At 59.7% G+C, this 14,359-nt stretch carries 17 protein-coding genes and 1 pseudogene; 10 read left to right on the top strand and 8 right to left on the bottom strand.

Going from position 1 to position 14,359, the window contains the following annotated elements:
* Nucleotide 1: 1 nt before the first annotated feature.
* Entirely contained in the window at nucleotides 2-547 is a 546-nt protein-coding gene (locus tag EXR36_07710; protein ID MSQ59518.1) for an LptF/LptG family permease, read from the top strand.
* Nucleotides 544-1,617 (top strand): LPS export ABC transporter permease LptG, encoded by a 1,074-nt coding sequence (gene lptG, locus EXR36_07705; GenBank protein MSQ59517.1) that lies wholly within the window; start codon nucleotides 544-546, stop codon nucleotides 1,615-1,617. Before EXR36_07710 ends, lptG begins: the two co-directional genes overlap by 4 nt.
* Before the next feature lie 54 nt (nucleotides 1,618-1,671).
* Here lptG and EXR36_07700 read toward each other — a convergent pair.
* The 4 genes and pseudogenes from EXR36_07700 to EXR36_07685 all read right to left on the bottom strand — a co-directional run bounded on the left by EXR36_07700 (nucleotide 1,672) and on the right by EXR36_07685 (nucleotide 3,349).
* A pseudogene (locus tag EXR36_07700) lies at nucleotides 1,672-1,985 on the bottom strand (RDD family protein).
* A gap of 61 nt (nucleotides 1,986-2,046) precedes the next feature.
* The gene (locus tag EXR36_07695) at nucleotides 2,047-2,394 is read right to left on the bottom strand and encodes a DUF3106 domain-containing protein (GenBank protein ID MSQ59516.1); all 348 of its coding nucleotides are present in this window, start codon (nucleotides 2,392-2,394) and stop codon (nucleotides 2,047-2,049) included.
* Nucleotides 2,395-2,444: 50 nt separating this feature from the next.
* Complete coding sequence (locus EXR36_07690) at nucleotides 2,445-2,837, bottom strand: DUF3619 family protein (GenBank protein MSQ59515.1); 393 nt, start codon at nucleotides 2,835-2,837, stop codon at nucleotides 2,445-2,447.
* On the bottom strand, nucleotides 2,777-3,349 hold the full coding sequence (locus EXR36_07685) for an RNA polymerase sigma factor (GenBank protein ID MSQ59514.1): 573 nt from the start codon (nucleotides 3,347-3,349) through the stop codon (nucleotides 2,777-2,779). Before EXR36_07685 ends, EXR36_07690 begins: the two co-directional genes overlap by 61 nt.
* A 113-nt stretch (nucleotides 3,350-3,462) precedes the next feature.
* Here EXR36_07685 and EXR36_07680 point away from each other — a divergent pair, with 113 nt between their 5' ends.
* The 8 genes from EXR36_07680 to xth are packed head-to-tail and all read left to right on the top strand — an operon-like array spanning nucleotide 3,463 to nucleotide 10,602.
* Entirely contained in the window at nucleotides 3,463-4,023 is a 561-nt protein-coding gene (locus EXR36_07680) for a YqgE/AlgH family protein (GenBank protein MSQ59513.1), read from the top strand.
* Nucleotides 4,016-4,498, top strand: a complete 483-nt coding sequence (ruvX, locus tag EXR36_07675; GenBank protein MSQ59512.1) for a Holliday junction resolvase RuvX — start codon at nucleotides 4,016-4,018, stop codon at nucleotides 4,496-4,498. The genes EXR36_07680 and ruvX overlap by 8 nt, the downstream gene beginning before the upstream one ends.
* Nucleotides 4,473-4,979, top strand: coding sequence for a bifunctional pyr operon transcriptional regulator/uracil phosphoribosyltransferase PyrR (gene pyrR, locus EXR36_07670; GenBank protein ID MSQ59511.1), 507 nt, complete (start codon nucleotides 4,473-4,475; stop codon nucleotides 4,977-4,979). The genes ruvX and pyrR overlap by 26 nt, the downstream gene beginning before the upstream one ends.
* Nucleotides 4,976-5,935, top strand: coding sequence for an aspartate carbamoyltransferase catalytic subunit (locus tag EXR36_07665; GenBank protein MSQ59510.1), 960 nt, complete (start codon nucleotides 4,976-4,978; stop codon nucleotides 5,933-5,935). Before pyrR ends, EXR36_07665 begins: the two co-directional genes overlap by 4 nt.
* Complete coding sequence (locus EXR36_07660) at nucleotides 5,928-7,223, top strand: dihydroorotase (protein MSQ59509.1); 1,296 nt, start codon at nucleotides 5,928-5,930, stop codon at nucleotides 7,221-7,223. The genes EXR36_07665 and EXR36_07660 overlap by 8 nt, the downstream gene beginning before the upstream one ends.
* Nucleotides 7,224-7,229: 6 nt before the next feature.
* On the top strand, nucleotides 7,230-9,242 hold the full coding sequence (locus EXR36_07655; protein MSQ59508.1) for a M3 family peptidase: 2,013 nt from the start codon (nucleotides 7,230-7,232) through the stop codon (nucleotides 9,240-9,242).
* A 30-nt stretch (nucleotides 9,243-9,272) separates the two neighbouring features.
* Nucleotides 9,273-9,800, top strand: coding sequence for a glutaredoxin family protein (locus EXR36_07650; protein MSQ59507.1), 528 nt, complete (start codon nucleotides 9,273-9,275; stop codon nucleotides 9,798-9,800).
* Nucleotides 9,801-9,834: 34 nt separating this feature from the next.
* Nucleotides 9,835-10,602, top strand: coding sequence for an exodeoxyribonuclease III (xth, locus tag EXR36_07645; GenBank protein MSQ59506.1), 768 nt, complete (start codon nucleotides 9,835-9,837; stop codon nucleotides 10,600-10,602).
* On the opposite strand, the gene EXR36_07640 is transcribed toward xth, so the two are convergent.
* From EXR36_07640 to EXR36_07625, 4 genes are read right to left on the bottom strand one after another with little or no spacing between them, the layout of a single operon-like run.
* Nucleotides 10,592-11,365 (bottom strand): TerC family protein, encoded by a 774-nt coding sequence (locus EXR36_07640; protein MSQ59505.1) that lies wholly within the window; start codon nucleotides 11,363-11,365, stop codon nucleotides 10,592-10,594. The genes xth and EXR36_07640 overlap by 11 nt on opposite strands.
* A gap of 9 nt (nucleotides 11,366-11,374) precedes the next feature.
* Nucleotides 11,375-12,964 carry a thiosulfate sulfurtransferase gene (locus EXR36_07635; GenBank protein MSQ59504.1) on the bottom strand — a complete coding sequence of 530 codons (1,590 nt, stop codon included), beginning with the start codon at nucleotides 12,962-12,964 and terminating at the stop codon, nucleotides 11,375-11,377.
* Nucleotides 12,961-13,569: a cysteine dioxygenase gene (locus EXR36_07630; protein ID MSQ59503.1), complete on the bottom strand. Its 609-nt coding sequence runs from the start codon at nucleotides 13,567-13,569 to the stop codon at nucleotides 12,961-12,963. The genes EXR36_07635 and EXR36_07630 overlap by 4 nt, the downstream gene beginning before the upstream one ends.
* 48 nt (nucleotides 13,570-13,617) lie before the next feature.
* Nucleotides 13,618-14,325 carry a pirin family protein gene (locus EXR36_07625; GenBank protein MSQ59502.1) on the bottom strand — a complete coding sequence of 236 codons (708 nt, stop codon included), beginning with the start codon at nucleotides 14,323-14,325 and terminating at the stop codon, nucleotides 13,618-13,620.
* Nucleotides 14,326-14,359 lie beyond the last annotated feature (34 nt).

The raw sequence follows: 14,359 nt of genomic DNA, 5'->3' as shown, positions 1-14,359 counted from the left end.
CATCGAGAACCTGCAACAAGGCGTCACCATCGCCCAGCGCGGTTTCGTGGACACTCACGAAAATGGCTACCGTTATCTGGTCATGCTCAAGGGCCGCCGTTACGAAGGTCTCCCTGGCCAGGCGGACTACAAAGTCGTGAACTTCGAGCGCTATTCGATTCTGATCGAGCAGGGCGAGGCCAGGGCTTTTTTCCCTTCCTACAAATCGAAACCCACGCCCGTGCTTCTGCGCAGCGACAAACGCGAAGACATGGCGGAACTGGTATGGCGCTTCGGCCTACCCGCGTCGACCCTCGTACTGGCCTTTTTCGCGATCCCGCTCTCCGCCGTGAACCCGCGCACGGGCCGCTCCTTCAATTTGATTCTGGCCGCCTTGCTCTACCTCGTGTACAACAACCTGGTGAGCGCCGTCCAATCTTGGGTGGAGCGGGAACGTTTTGGATTTGTCGCTGGGCTCACCGGCCTGAACCTAGCCATGGCACTCATTTGCGCGGCGCTGATTTATCACCGCTTGTCGCCACGCCCCTTCTACCGGCGCGGACCATGAGAATCATCCGCCGCTACATCGGCAATCTGGTCCTCGGGAATATCTTGTTGGTGCTGGCGGCCTTGCTCATGCTGTTTGGGTTTTTCGATTTGATCTACGAGCTGAAGGATATAGGCGCGGGAGGTTACAAGCTGAGCTATGCCATGACCTTCATCGTGCTCAGTCTTCCGGGCCACCTATACGAACTGCTGCCGGTTGCCGCGCTGATTGGGTCGCTGCTGGCCATCGCGCAACTGGTGACGCATTCAGAGTATGCGGTCATGCGCACGGCGGGCGTTTCCATTCTCGGCGTTTCCCGCTCGCTGGCCGGAGTGGGTATCGTCCTGGCCCTGACAACGCTTGTCGTGGGTGAATATCTTGCGCCCATGAGCGAGGAGGCGGCGCAAAGACTAAGGCTCAAACAAACCAGTAGCGTGGTGGCCCAGTCTTTCCGATCCGGGCTTTGGGTCAAGGACAACTTGAGTTTCGTGAACGTCGGCCGCGTGATGCACGACTCCTCGCTGCAAGAAATCAAGATCTACGAATTCGGCGAAGACCACCGGCTGCACACCATTCGCTTGGCGAAGGAGGCGGTGTACGCCGGGAGCAACCAATGGAATCTGAAGGACGTCGTACTGACGAAGTTTGGAGACAACCGGTCCTCCGCCGGGCGCGAGGAGCATCAGAAATGGAACTCCGTGCTCACTCCCGATATCTTGAGTGTGCTGCTGGTGCCCCCGCAACGCATGTCGCTGTGGACTTTGTTTTCCTACATCCAGCATCTTCGTAACAACGGCCAAGACTCGGCGCGTTACCAGATCGCGCTATGGACCAAGGTCGTTTATCCCATCGCCGTGCTGGTGATGATGGTGCTGGCCTTACCCTTCGCTTACATGAACGCGCGCGCAGGCGGCATAGGAGGAAAAATTTTAGCCGGCATCATGCTGGGTTTGGGCTTTCATTTGCTCAACCGCCTGTTTAGCCACGTGGGGCTCCTAGCTGCCTGGCCCCCCTTGGTCACCGCCATACTCCCGACCCTGCTATTTCTCGTGGTCGCAATCGGAACCATTCGAAGGTTTGAGCGCCGCTGAAGAATTTGCATTGAACAAGCGCGTGCCGGCCAGCCGGTCATGTAAGAACTGTTTTTACCGGTCCAAGACAGACCACAGCAAGCCTGCCCCGGCCACGCCTACGCTCGGCACCGCCAGAAGATAGCGGGCGATGGCCAGCCGTAGCGTGAAGGACCCCCCCATTTTTGGGCGACACGAATGCCCCAGGTCTTCATGGGCAAAGTGCGTCCCCTCACCCAGCACGCAACGCAGTAGACCCCAGCCACCGCCAACAAACACATCTGTAGCACGGCCCTACGCCCGCCTTCGGGAAGCCACTGAACGATGGGCACTAAAAGGAATCCGGAGACGAACAGTACCGCGGCGATCAGCATGGCTTCGTAAGCCATGCTGGCAAAACGTCTTCGCCGGCTGGCTAGAGTTAACACGGCTGGGGCGCGCGGATAAGGCCTATTTCTTGGGCGGGCTTTGCCGCAGATCCTCTTTTTCTTCTTCGGTCAGGCTGTCGTACTCCTGCCATTTTTGTTGGATCTCTTTTCTTTTTTCGGGCTGCAACTCCTTGAGCTTCTTGTACTGCTCTCGCACGCGCGCACGCTCGCTCAAGCTCAATGAAGCCCATTGCTTGATGCGCGCCTGCAGGCGCGACTGCTGGCCGGGATTCATGGAAGGGTACCGCTTGGCGATGGCGATCCATTTGGTCTTTCGCTCCAAATCGATGTTGGGCCAATCCTCGGCAAGCGGAGCCAGAATCCGCTGATGCTCAGGTGCCAGACTTGCCCATTCGGGCCCTTCGGCCATGGCCGGCCCCCCGAGCGCGGCGAGGAGGCAAGCGACGCTAATCGATGCGGCTAGTCGTCCGCGGTTTTTTGCAGCCAAGTTTCGAAGCCCTCGTCAAGGTATGCATGGATGGGGAGATCGTCCGCAAGCATCTGGGCCTCCAGTTCATAGGCGTCCGAGACACTGTCGTTGCGCAGGAAATAGGCCGTGAAGGCAAGCACCACCAGCATCGCGGGAGCCGCCCACTTCCAGGCAGGGAAGCGTCCTCCCAACGCCGTGGTGGCGTGAACATGGGCTAGCGCCCCTCGTCTGATGGCCTCCAGCTTATACAAGGTGGAGGGGGGTAGTCCGCCCAGTTGTTCATCCAGGTTTTGCGCCACTTTCCGCGCGAATTCTTGCTCGTTCACAACGTGACTCCCTTGGCGCGCAGGAACCCGGCAAGGGCATGGGTCGCACGCGAGCAATGCGTTTTAACGCTGCCCTCCGAGCAACCCATGGCCTTGGCTGTTTCCGCGACGTCTAACTCTTCCCAGTAACGCAACAAAAAGGCCTCGCGTTGACGGCCAGGAAGTTTCTCGATTCCCATTTCGATGGCTGCCATGACCTTCTGTCTTCCAACTTGCTCTTCGGGCGTGCCAGCACGGTTCATGCCGTCATGCACGATCATGCGGTCGAGGGGATCGTAGTCCTCGTTGGGATCGGCCGCCGCCGGAGCCAGCGAAGACAATAAGGTGGTCCACAGCGAGCGCACCTTCTGCCGCCGATAGTAATCCCGAATGGTGTTCTGCAATATGCGCTGGAACAGCGGCGGGAGTTCCCCGGCGGGTTTTGCGCTATAGCGCTCGGCCAGCCTGAGCATCGAATCCTGGACGATATCCAATGCAGTGTGCTCGTCTCGCACCGCGAAGACGGCCTGCTTATATGCCCGGCGTTCCACTTCCGCTAGAAAAGCCGCGATTTCGTATTCCGTAGCCAGGTTATTCCTCGATGGTTTAGCGCGGCGATGTTACCAAAGGATGCTCCATTGGCCGTGATACACGCTCTTGGTGCTGGCCTCGCCCTTGGCACAAGGCTAAAATGGGGGCGAACATGGATGCCATCAATCTCTCCCACCACTTCTTGATCGCCATGCCCAACATGGCGGATCCGAACTTTTCCAAGTCCATGACCTATATTTGCGAGCACAACAATCAAGGGGCGCTGGGTCTGGTGGTGAACCGCCCGATTGAGATGACATTGAGATCGCTTTTCGACCAGATAGAAATCCCCTTGCGGGATAAGCGGCGCGGGAAGCTGCCGGTGTATTACGGCGGTCCCGTTCAAGTGGACCGGGGCTTTGTGCTGCATCGTCCCGTGGGCGAGTGGCAATCCACGCTGGCGGTGCGGGAGGACATTGCGCTCACGACTTCAAGGGATATATTGCAGGCCGTGGGCGAAGGCCAAGGCCCGAAGGATCTTCTGGTTTTCCTCGGGTATGCTGGCTGGGCGCCGGGGCAGCTGGAGCAAGAAATCAAACAAAACGCCTGGCTCACCGTGCCCGCGAATCTGGGGGTGATGTTCGACTTACCACCCAGCGCGCGGTTTGAGGCGGCCATGGATTTGCTGGGAATCAGCGCCGCCCATCTCTCCGACGACGTGGGGCATGCCTGAGCATGAGGCGGCAGGTATTTCCCTAGCGCTCGCGCATCCGCCCAAACGCGGAACCGTTCTCGCCTTCGATTGGGGGACAAAGCGTTTAGGCGTGGCGGTAGGTGACCTGGAGGTGAAGCTTGCTCATCCTCTCGCGGCCTTGGGGCTGCAAGGGCCGCTAAACGATATGGATGTGATCGAACCCCTGGTCCGGGAATGGCGGCCGGTTCTGCTCGTCGTGGGGTTGCCAAAATACGACGATGAGCGAGAGCACCCATTGGCCAAGAAATGCCGGACCTTTGCGCAGCGTGCGCACAAGCGCTTTGGGCTTCCCGCGCTGATGGTCGATGAGGCTTACAGTTCCAGCTCGGCCGGTGAGTTGTTGAGGGAAACCGGCGCAGGCTGGCCGGCGCGAAAACACCGCACGGACCAGGTGGCCGCACAACAGATATTGGAGACTTTCTTTGAGCTTGCTTCCCGCGCTACCCGATCCTGAGACATTGCTGGCAACCCTCGCCGAGAAACTACGCGATAGGGCCAATGCGGACTTGGGAATCATCGGCATCCGAACGGGCGGGGTGTGGGTCGCCGAACGTTTGCACCAAGCCCTCGGCCTGACCGTGCCGATGGGTACGATAGACGTTTCCTTCTACCGGGACGACTACGGGCGGGTGGGGCTGCACCCTGGCGTCAAGCCCTCGGATATTCCCTTCAAGGTCGAGAACCGTAACCTCCTCTTGGTGGACGACGTGCTCTACACCGGAAGAACCGTGCGGGCCGCCATCAATGAAATCTTCGACTACGGCAGACCGGGAACCTTGTGGCTTGCGGCCTTGGTGGACAGGGGTGGCCGCCAGCTTCCCATCGCGGCGGACGCGGTGGGGGCTGTCCTCGATATCCCCGCGAACCAGCGGGTGGAACTCTTGCGCGCGCCCGATGGCAAGCTCACCCTGGAATATCAAGCCACCGAATCATGACCAATCCGCAACTCACTGCCGACGGTAAGCTCAAGCACCTGTTAACCATCGAGAGCCTGCCCAGGGAAATATTGCTGAGAATTTTGGATACGGCCCAATCTTTCATTTCCGTCACGGACCGGGAAGTGAAGAAGGTGCCTCTGCTGCGCGGAAAGTCCGTGTTCAATCTGTTCTTCGAGCCGAGCACCCGGACACGTACCACCTTCGAGATCGCGGCAAAACGACTTTCCGCCGATGTCATCAACTTGAATGTGGCCGCCTCTTCCCAGAGCAAGGGAGAAAGCCTGCTGGATACCGTGGCCAATCTCTCCGCCATGCACGCGGACATGTTCATCGTCCGCCACAACCAAAGTGGCGCCGCCCACTTGATTGCCAAGCATGTTCAATCCCACGTGCACGTGATCAACGCGGGCGATGGCAGGCATGCCCATCCGACACAAGGGCTTCTGGACATGTTCACCATTCGCCATTACAAGCGCGATTTTTCTGGCCTGATCGTGGCGATTGTGGGCGACGTCCTGCATTCGCGGGTGGCGCGCTCGGACATTCATGCCTTGAACACCCTGGGGGCCGCCGAGGTCCGCATCATAGGCCCGCGCACGTTGATTCCCCGGCAGGCGGAATCCATGGGCGTGCGCGTGTTCAACGACATGGCTGGGGGATTACGCGATGCCGACGTCGTCATCATGCTGCGCCTCCAGAACGAGCGTATGAACGGCGCCCTGCTACCGAGCGCGCAGGAGTTCTTCAAACACTACGGCCTCACCCCAGAAAAGCTCGCCCAGGCCAGGCCCGACGCCATCGTGATGCATCCTGGCCCCATGAACCGCGGCGTGGAAATCGATTCCGCCGTGGCGGATGGCGCCCAGTCCGTTATCTTGCCGCAAGTCACCTTTGGTATCGCGGTGAGAATGGCGGTGATGAGTTTGCTCGCGGGCGGAGGGGCGCATGAATAACGAAACCAACATCGCCCTGCGCCAGGGCCGCGTCATAGATCCCGCCACGGGTTTGGATCAAGTCCGAGACTTGTTCATCGCGAGCGGTGTTCTGGTGGCGATGGATACACCTCCTGCCGGTTGCACCGCCGGTCGCGAGATCGACGCCACTGGGCTGGTGGTATGCCCGGGGCTCGTGGACCTGTGTGCCCGCTTGCGCGAGCCAGGGTTCGAATACAAGGCAACTCTGGAAAGCGAACTGCGAGCGGCTGTCGCGGGAGGGGTCACCAGTGTCGTGTGCCCCCCGGATACGGATCCGCCCCTGGACGAACCGGGGCTGGTCGACATGCTCAAGGCCCGCGCACGCCGTCTCAACCTCGCGGAAGTGCTGCCCATCGGCGCGCTGACGCAAGGGCTAAAGGGCGTGCGGCTCACGGAAATGGCGGAGCTGCGCGAGGCTGGTTGCATCGCCTTCGGGCAGGCCAATTACCCGCTGGATGACAAACTGGTTCTACTGCATGCCCTGCAGTACGCGTCCACCTTCGCGCTGGGAGTGTGGTTGCAGCCCCAGGACGAGTCTCTTTCACGAGGCGGCATTGCACACGACGGGGAAGTTGCTACCCGGCTCGGACTTCCTTCCATCCCAGCCAGCGCCGAAACCGTCGCCTTGGCCGCCATCTTGCTGTTGGCGCGAGAAGCCGGCGCCCGCGTGCACATTGGCAGAATTTCCTGCGCTGACAGTGTGAACATGATCCGCCGGGCGAAGGTCGACGGGCTCAGCGTCACCTGCGACGTGGCGGCTACCCATATTCATTTGAGTGAGCTCGATATCGGGTACTTCGATACCAACTGTTACCTGATCCCGCCATTGCGAACTCTAAGCGACCGCGAGGCCCTACGCGCCGGACTGGCCGATGGCACCATCGACGCCATCTGTTCAGACCACACGCCCGTGGATGACGATGGCAAACAGATCCCCTTCGGCGAAGCGCAAGCGGGGGCCACGGGGCTGGAACTGCTACTTCCCTTGACGCTGAAATGGGCGCAGGAAACTGGCATTGCATTGAAGGACGCCCTGGCGCGCATCACCGTCGAGCCGGCCCGGGTCCTGGGCTTGGACACTGGCCGGTTGCAAGTGGGCCTGCCCGCGAACCTTTGTGTGTTCGACCCCTCTCACAGCGAGGCGGTGACCCCGTCGCGTTTTATCAGCCAGGGCCGCAACACCCCCTTTGCCGGCCGCGTGCTACCTGGGCAGGTACGCTACACCGTGGTGAGCGGCCGCTTGGTCTACGAACACTCTTCCGCATGAATCCCCATGAACCCTTTACTCGATTTTTCGGGCCTACCGCGTTTCGCTAGTATCAAAGCGGAACATGTCACCCCCGCCGTGGACGATCTTCTCCAGGAGAACCGGACCCTGATCGCCGAATTGGCGCGCATGACCGAGGCGCCCGCTTGGGATAACTTCATCGCCCCGCTGGACGAGGCCAACGAGCGCCTATCGCGCGCCTGGGGCCAGGTGGGGCATCTCAACGCGGTGATGAACACCCCGGAGCTGCGCGAAGCCTACAACGGCAACTTACCCAAGATCACGGCCTACTTCACCGAACTAAGCCAGAACGAGCTGATATTCGCGAAGCTCAAGGCCCTGCGCGAATCCGCCGGATTCGCACAACTGTCGCCCGCGCAACAGCGCATCATAGGCAATGAACTGCGTGACTTCCGGTTGAGCGGGGCCGAATTGCCCGCGGACAAAAAAACGCAATTCAAGGCGCTCAAGGAAAAACTTGGCCAAATCTCCTCGCGCTTCAGCGACAACCTGTTGGATGCGACCAACGCTTATTCGCGAGTCGTCACGGATGAAAAAGAGCTGGACGGCGTACCGGAGGACATCAAACAGTCCCTCAAGCAATCCGATTCCCCCGGCTGGAAACTCACACTGCACGCGCCGTGCTACTTGCCGGTCATGCAGTACGCCACTCACCGCCCATTGCGGGAGGAGTTGTACCGATCTTACGTGACGCGCGCCTCCGAATTCGGTAAGTCCGATTGGGACAACAGCGCCCTCATTCGAGAAATCGTCCAGTTGCGCCGGGAGAGCGCGCAAATGCTGGGGTTCAAGAATTACGCGGAACTTTCCCTGGCCCCGAAGATGGCGCGCTCGCCCGCCCAGGTTCTCGAGTTTCTGGAAGACCTCGCGCAACGAGTGAAGCCTTATGCACAAAAGGACTTGGCCGAACTGAAAGCGTTTGCGCGCGAGGAACTTGGTATCGATCGTCTGGAAACCTGGGATGTGGGGTTCGCTTCTGAATGTCTTCGCGAGCGGCGGTACAGCTTCTCGGAGCAAGAGGTCAAACGTTACTTCCCGGAACCGAAGGTGTTGGAGGGGTTGTTCCGTGTCGTGCAAACGCTTTTCGGCGTCATCATCGTGCCGGGGCACAGTGCTACCTGGCACCCTGACGTGAAGTTCTTCGAGATCCGCTCGCCGGCAGGGAATGCCCTGGGCCAGTTTTTCCTGGATCTATACGCCCGCCCCTCCAAGCGCGGCGGGGCATGGATGGACGATGCCATCACCCGGCGCAAGCTGGCCGGTGGAGTGCAGATCCCCGTGGCTTATCTCACTTGCAATTTCGCCGCGCCCCTTGAAGGCCAGCCCGCCTTGTTCACCCACGACGAGGTCACCACCTTGTTTCACGAGTTTGGCCATGGATTGCACCACTTGCTGACTCAAGTCGATTACCGGGGAGTGTCCGGAATCAACGGCGTGGAATGGGATGCGGTCGAACTACCCAGCCAATTCATGGAAAACTTCTGTTGGGAGTGGGACGTCTTGGCCAACATGACTTCCCATGCGCAGACCGGCGCGGCGCTGCCCAGGGAGTTGTTCGAGAAAATGCTGGCCGCCAAGAACTTCCAGAGCGGATTGCAGTTCGTTCGGCAACTGGAGTTTTCCTTGTTCGACATGCGGCTGCATTACGACTTCGATCCCGCCGGGACGGCTCTCCAGCTAATCGAAGAAACCCGCCAGCAAGTCGCGGTGATTTTTCCACCCGCCTATAACCGCTTTCCTCACTCCTTCTCCCATATCTTCGCTGGGGGTTACGCGGCGGGTTACTACAGCTACAAGTGGGCGGAAGTACTTTCCGCCGATGCCTATAGCCTGTTCGAGGAACAAGGTGTTCTCAACCCGGATGCGGGCCGGCGCTTCTGGCAAGAGGTGCTGGGGGTCGGCGGAAGCCGACCGGCGCTAGACTCCTTTGTCGCCTTCCGGGGACGAGAACCCAAGATCGACGCGCTCCTTCGCCACAGCGGCATAGCGGTTGCTTGATGTGGCCTTCAGCGCAATTACGAGGCACCAATGAAAACCTGGATCACACTCCTGACTCTCATAACGCTCCCGGCAAACGGTGCGGAGTTGTATCGCTGGGTGGACGAAAATGGCGCCGTGACGTACAGCGATTTGCAACCGCCCCCCACGGCAGCCAGTGTCGAACAAAAGCGCTTCGTTGACCGCCCGGGAAGCCAGCAACTCCACTTCGCTTTACAGACCGCCATGCGCGATCATCCGGTGACGTTGTTCACCACGGACTGCGGCCCCGCATGCACGAATGCCGCGCAACTACTGGAAAAACGCGGGGTCCCCTTCGCGGAGAAGAACGCGAAGGGCGAGCAAGTTCAAAAGAAACTCTCGGCCCTGACCGGAGCACAACTGGAAGTTCCTGTTCTGCTGGTAGGGAAGAACGTCATAAAGGGCTTCATGCCGAATGCCTGGCATGGCGCGCTCGATATCGCGGGCTACCCCAAGACTACCGCCCTGCCGTTGAATGTCGCGGCAAAACGTGCCGCGGAACCTTCCGCACCCGCGGCGGCCCTGGCGAAGAAATAAGCCGGGCTAGAATGGTGGCCAAGCCAAGGCCACCATGAAACTCGCTACCTGGAACGTCAACTCCCTCAAGGTTCGCCTGCCGCAATTGCTGGACTGGCTTGCGGTTCGCGCGCCTAGTATCGTTTGCTTGCAGGAAACCAAGTGCGAAGACCAGAATTTTCCCGCGGATGACATCCGGGACGCTGGATATGAAGTCGTTTTCCGTGGCCAGAAGGCCTATAACGGCGTCGCCATCTTGAGTAAGCACGGCATCACGGACGTAACGGCGGGCATCCCCGAATTCGCGGATGAACAAAAACGCGTGCTGGCGGTAACGGTGGAAGGCGTGCGCGTGGTGTGCGCCTATATTCCCAATGGCGAGAGCATCACGTCCCACAAGTACACCTACAAGCTTGGATGGTTACGCGCGTTCAATGACTGGATTGCGCGCGAGGCCGCGGGGTACCCGAAGCTTGCGGTACTGGGCGACTACAACATCGCCCCCGAAGACCGCGACGTATACGACCCGGTGGCCTGGAAGGGCCAAGTCTTGTGCAGCGAGCCCGAACGCGGCGCGTTTCGCGAACTCCAATCCCTTGGGCTCAAGGATAGCTTCCGGCTATTCGAGCAGCCTGAAAAATCCTATTCGTGGTGGGACTACCGCATGAATGGGTTCAAGCGCAATCTCGGCCTGCGCATCGATCATGTATTGTTGAGCGAGGAGTTGGCCCGGCAATGCGCGGGATGCACCATCGACCGTGAAATGCGCGCCAATGAGCGTCCTTCCGATCATGCGCCCGTGGTGGCGGAGATTACTCTTTAGCTCCCTTAGCAGGCTCCCCGCCTCGCCTATAACGTTCGTGTAATTCCACGGGACGCGCCGCGTGCTTACGCAAGCGAATGTTGAGGACTTCCACGCCTAGCGCGAAAGCCATGGCGAAATAGACGTAACCCTTGGGCACGTGATAAGCGAAGCCGTCCGCGACAAGCACCACGCCGATCACGAGCAAGAAGGCAAGAGCAAGCATCTTGATGGTGGGATGCGAGGAGACGAAGCGGCCGATACTCGCCGCGAACAACATCATGAGTCCCACGGAAGCCATCACGGCGGCGATCATCACTTCGATTTCATCCACCATGCCGACGGCGGTGATGATGGAATCGAGCGAGAATACGAGGTCTATGACCATGATCTGCAAGATCACCGCCGAGAATACCGCCTTGACGGCCACGGACGCCTCTCCTGATTCGCCTTCAAGAAGCTGGTGAATCTCTTTCGTGCTTTTCCAGAGCAAGAACAACCCACCGCTAATCAATATGAGATCCCGGCCGGAAAAATCGTTCTGCGCGACCGAGAAAATCGGGGTCGTAAGTCCAACGATCCACGCCAGGAGAAGCAGCAATCCGATGCGCATGAACATGGCGAAGAATAAACCGATCTTGCGCGCGCGCTCCTGGCTCTCCCTAGGTAATTTATCGACCAGGATCGATATGAAAACGATGTTGTCGATCCCCAGGACGAGTTCGAGACCCGTGAGCGTAAAGAAGGCAATCCAAATCTGCGGGTCGGCGAGGAGTTCAAGCATCGTTCAAACTTATTGGAAGGGTGAATAAAACTTGGCATCGCCGTCGCGCTCGATCCGTGGCATGAGATTTATCTCCCAAGCGAGGTAGTCCTCCATGGCCTTGCGCACGCCGCCGGCTTGCTCATAGGGTTTGTACCAAATGTCGTTGGGTTCGCAGGCAAACTTTTCAGGCCCGCTTGCCACGGGATAGCCGGCGCCGGTCCATGCCCGCGTGCCGCCTTCGAGTACACGCACGGAAATCTCTGGCTTCAATGCAGCGATGTCGCGCGCGGCATAGTGGGCTAACACGCCATCGGGCGAGGTGATGAATAGCTCGCGTGGCGATTCAAGCTTCGCTAGCGCTTGCGTGAGCCGCGAGCGTATTCCCCAGTAGGCGCCGGGAATATGTTGTTTGCGGTACTGCAAGCTCGTGCCAAGATCGAGTATCGCTGCACTGCCGCCGCTATCGAGCGCGGCCTTGAGCACATTCGCCGAAACGGAAGTTGTCACGGCGAAATCCAAGAAATTCGCCTTCGCCGCGCCGTACTCCAAGGGTTGCGAGAGGCCGTCCTCGAGCACATAGACCTCTTTCCAGCCCATTTGCAGCAACCAGGATGCCGTCATGATGGCGCGCACTCCGGTGTCATCCACCAGAAAAATGCGCGCGTGTCGCGTGACCGCATACTCGTCGGTGGCCTGCACGAGCTGTCCCCCAGGGGCGTGGCGGCTTCCCGGGAGATGGCCCGCCTCGTATTCCGCGGCGGTGCGAACATCCAATACATATACAGTGCACGGCTCTCGTTCCCGTTGCCGTAGCTGCTCCACGCGGATTGCGCGCACGCCAAATCTGGACTTCACACTCGCCGCCGCCGAGCTTGCTTTGGCACTCCCCGCCGGGGTCGGCGCCGGGGCATGAGCCGTTTGCCCGCGCGCTACTTGGAAGCCCGCGAGTTCCCAGCCCATCGTACCGTTCTTGAGCGCCATCACTTTGTTGGGAATACCGGCGTTGATGAGCGATTGCGCACCGATGATGCTGCGCGTGCGCCCAGCGCAATTCACCACCACAAGCGTGTCCGGGTTAGGCGCCGCATCGAACACCCTGTGAACCAGTTCCGCGCCGGGGCAATCCACCCCGCCGGGAATACTGAGATTTCTGAATTCCTCCAGGGGGCGGCTGTCGAGGATGACCAAGTCTTCCCCGCCGGCCACCTTACGCGCCAAATCCTCCGCGCTTATGTGCGGAGTGCCGTGGCGATGCTCGACGTACTCGCCGAAGGCTTTGCTCACCACATTAACACCGGAGAACACTTCGTAACCGGCCGCTTTCCAAGCGGCGACACCACCCGCCAGCACGCGAACATCGCTGTATCCGAAGCGGGAAAGTATTCGCGCCGCCCGCCGCGCGAGATCCTCACCGCCTGCGTCGCACAACACGATGCGCGTGGCCCGCCACGGAATCGAGTCCGCGACACGCATTTCCAGATGACTCAGCGGAATACAAGCGGCAAACAGCAGATGCCCATGGAAATAAACGCCTTGTTCTCGCACGTCCACCAAGGCCAGTTCTTGGCCATCGCCCAGTGCGGCTTTAAGCTGGGCGGGCGTTAGCTCTTCGCTCATCGTCCGTGGCGGGCCTCGCGAATATCGCTATGGGCAGGATAATGCCGCCACACGTGCTCGCGCGCCGTGTAGTACTGGCGCAAGTGCAATTGCTCCAAGGCGAGTCCGTACATGTGGAAGTTGAGCATGGGCGCTTCGCCCTTGATATCCAGGGAATGCAGATCGCTGGGCATGAAAGTGACACCGGTACCGTGCCTTACGATTTCACCACCGGCTTCTTCCACTCCGCCATCTTCCGTTCGCCGGTAAAACCTATTGGGTTCCTCGCCGTGCACACCCACGATGACCGCCCAGGTGGAGTGATTGTGGGGGGCCGTGACATAGCGCTGGTGGGTGGAGTTGGCGTAAAGAGCGAAACGGTGGTCTTCGTCTTCGGATAGCCGGTATAGGCACGAAGGTTTTCCGCTTCCGTTTTGCGGCGAGGGAAAATCTTCCAATGGGAAAATGTCCACACACGCCGCCAGCGCTATAAGCTCCGCCTTGATCTGCTGCAAGGCCTGCGGATTTACGCCTTGCATGCGCTCGATTTCACGCACTTTTGCGACCGTATGTTCTATCGCCCTTGCCCGCGCTTCGGCCCTCGTTATCGTGATAGTGGACTCCATGCTTTTCTCCTCGCTCGGTGGCTGCCGCCATTATCGCCGGCTTGGTGGCTATTCGGTGGGCCTCAAATCGAAGACCAGCACTTCCGCCCGCCTTCCGTCCGAGAAGCGCAATGCGCTCTCGCCCATCACGCGCGCGCCATCGCCCGCGGACAACTCGATGCCGTTCATTTTCAGGCTTCCACGCGCCAAGTGCGCGTAGGCGTACCGGTTGGGCGGTAACGATAATGTGCTGGCCTCGCCACCCTCGAACAGGCCGGCATAGACCCGCGTATCCTGGTAAACGCCGAGGGAACCCTCATTCCCATCGGGGGAAATGATGAGGCGAAACCGTCCTCGCTTCTCCTCATCCGAGAAATACTTCTGCTGGTACCGGGGCGCGACGCCCGTTTTGTTGGGTTCGATCCAGATTTGAAGAAAGTGGACGAGTTCATCCTTGGAACTGTTGAACTCGCTATGCGTGACGCCCGTGCCGGCGCTCATCATCTGCACTTCGCCGGCATTGATGACCGAGCCCGTGCCCATGGAATCCTTGTGCTCTAGCTTCCCCTCCAGCACATAGGAAAAGATCTCCATGTCCCGGTGGGGATGACGGCCGAATCCCATGGCAGGTTCCACGCGGTCATCGTTGATGACCAGCAAGTCGGAGAATCCCATGTGTTCGGGATCGCGGTAGTGACCGAACGAAAACGTGTGGCGCGAATGCAGCCAGCCGAATTCGGCGGCGCCGCGGTCTTGTGCTCCGCGGATTTTGATCATAGGATAGTTCCTCTTGAAACCAGTACGACACGCC

Source organism: Betaproteobacteria bacterium, assembly GCA_009693245.1.
GTDB lineage: Bacteria > Pseudomonadota > Gammaproteobacteria > Burkholderiales > SHXO01 > SHXO01.
The sequence above is the reverse complement of the archived record's forward strand: the minus strand, read 5'-3'. Positions and strand labels throughout refer to the sequence as shown.

Bases quoted from the DNA above. Each gene is read 5' to 3' on its own strand.
- lptG (MSQ59517.1), top strand. From the start codon at position 544: ATGAGAATCATCCGCCGCTACATCGGCAATCTGGTCCTCGGGAATATC.
- EXR36_07695 (MSQ59516.1), bottom strand. From the start codon at position 2,394: ATGGCCGAAGGGCCCGAATGGGCAAGTCTGGCACCTGAGCATCAGCGG.
- EXR36_07680 (MSQ59513.1), top strand. From the start codon at position 3,463: ATGGATGCCATCAATCTCTCCCACCACTTCTTGATCGCCATGCCCAAC.
- ruvX (MSQ59512.1), top strand. From the start codon at position 4,016: ATGCCTGAGCATGAGGCGGCAGGTATTTCCCTAGCGCTCGCGCATCCG.
- EXR36_07665 (MSQ59510.1), top strand. From the start codon at position 4,976: ATGACCAATCCGCAACTCACTGCCGACGGTAAGCTCAAGCACCTGTTA.
- EXR36_07660 (MSQ59509.1), top strand. From the start codon at position 5,928: ATGAATAACGAAACCAACATCGCCCTGCGCCAGGGCCGCGTCATAGAT.
- EXR36_07655 (MSQ59508.1), top strand. From the start codon at position 7,230: ATGAACCCTTTACTCGATTTTTCGGGCCTACCGCGTTTCGCTAGTATC.
- EXR36_07650 (MSQ59507.1), top strand. From the start codon at position 9,273: ATGAAAACCTGGATCACACTCCTGACTCTCATAACGCTCCCGGCAAAC.
- xth (MSQ59506.1), top strand. From the start codon at position 9,835: ATGAAACTCGCTACCTGGAACGTCAACTCCCTCAAGGTTCGCCTGCCG.
- EXR36_07640 (MSQ59505.1), bottom strand. From the start codon at position 11,365: ATGCTTGAACTCCTCGCCGACCCGCAGATTTGGATTGCCTTCTTTACG.
- EXR36_07635 (MSQ59504.1), bottom strand. From the start codon at position 12,964: ATGAGCGAAGAGCTAACGCCCGCCCAGCTTAAAGCCGCACTGGGCGAT.
- EXR36_07630 (MSQ59503.1), bottom strand. From the start codon at position 13,569: ATGGAGTCCACTATCACGATAACGAGGGCCGAAGCGCGGGCAAGGGCG.
- EXR36_07625 (MSQ59502.1), bottom strand. From the start codon at position 14,325: ATGATCAAAATCCGCGGAGCACAAGACCGCGGCGCCGCCGAATTCGGC.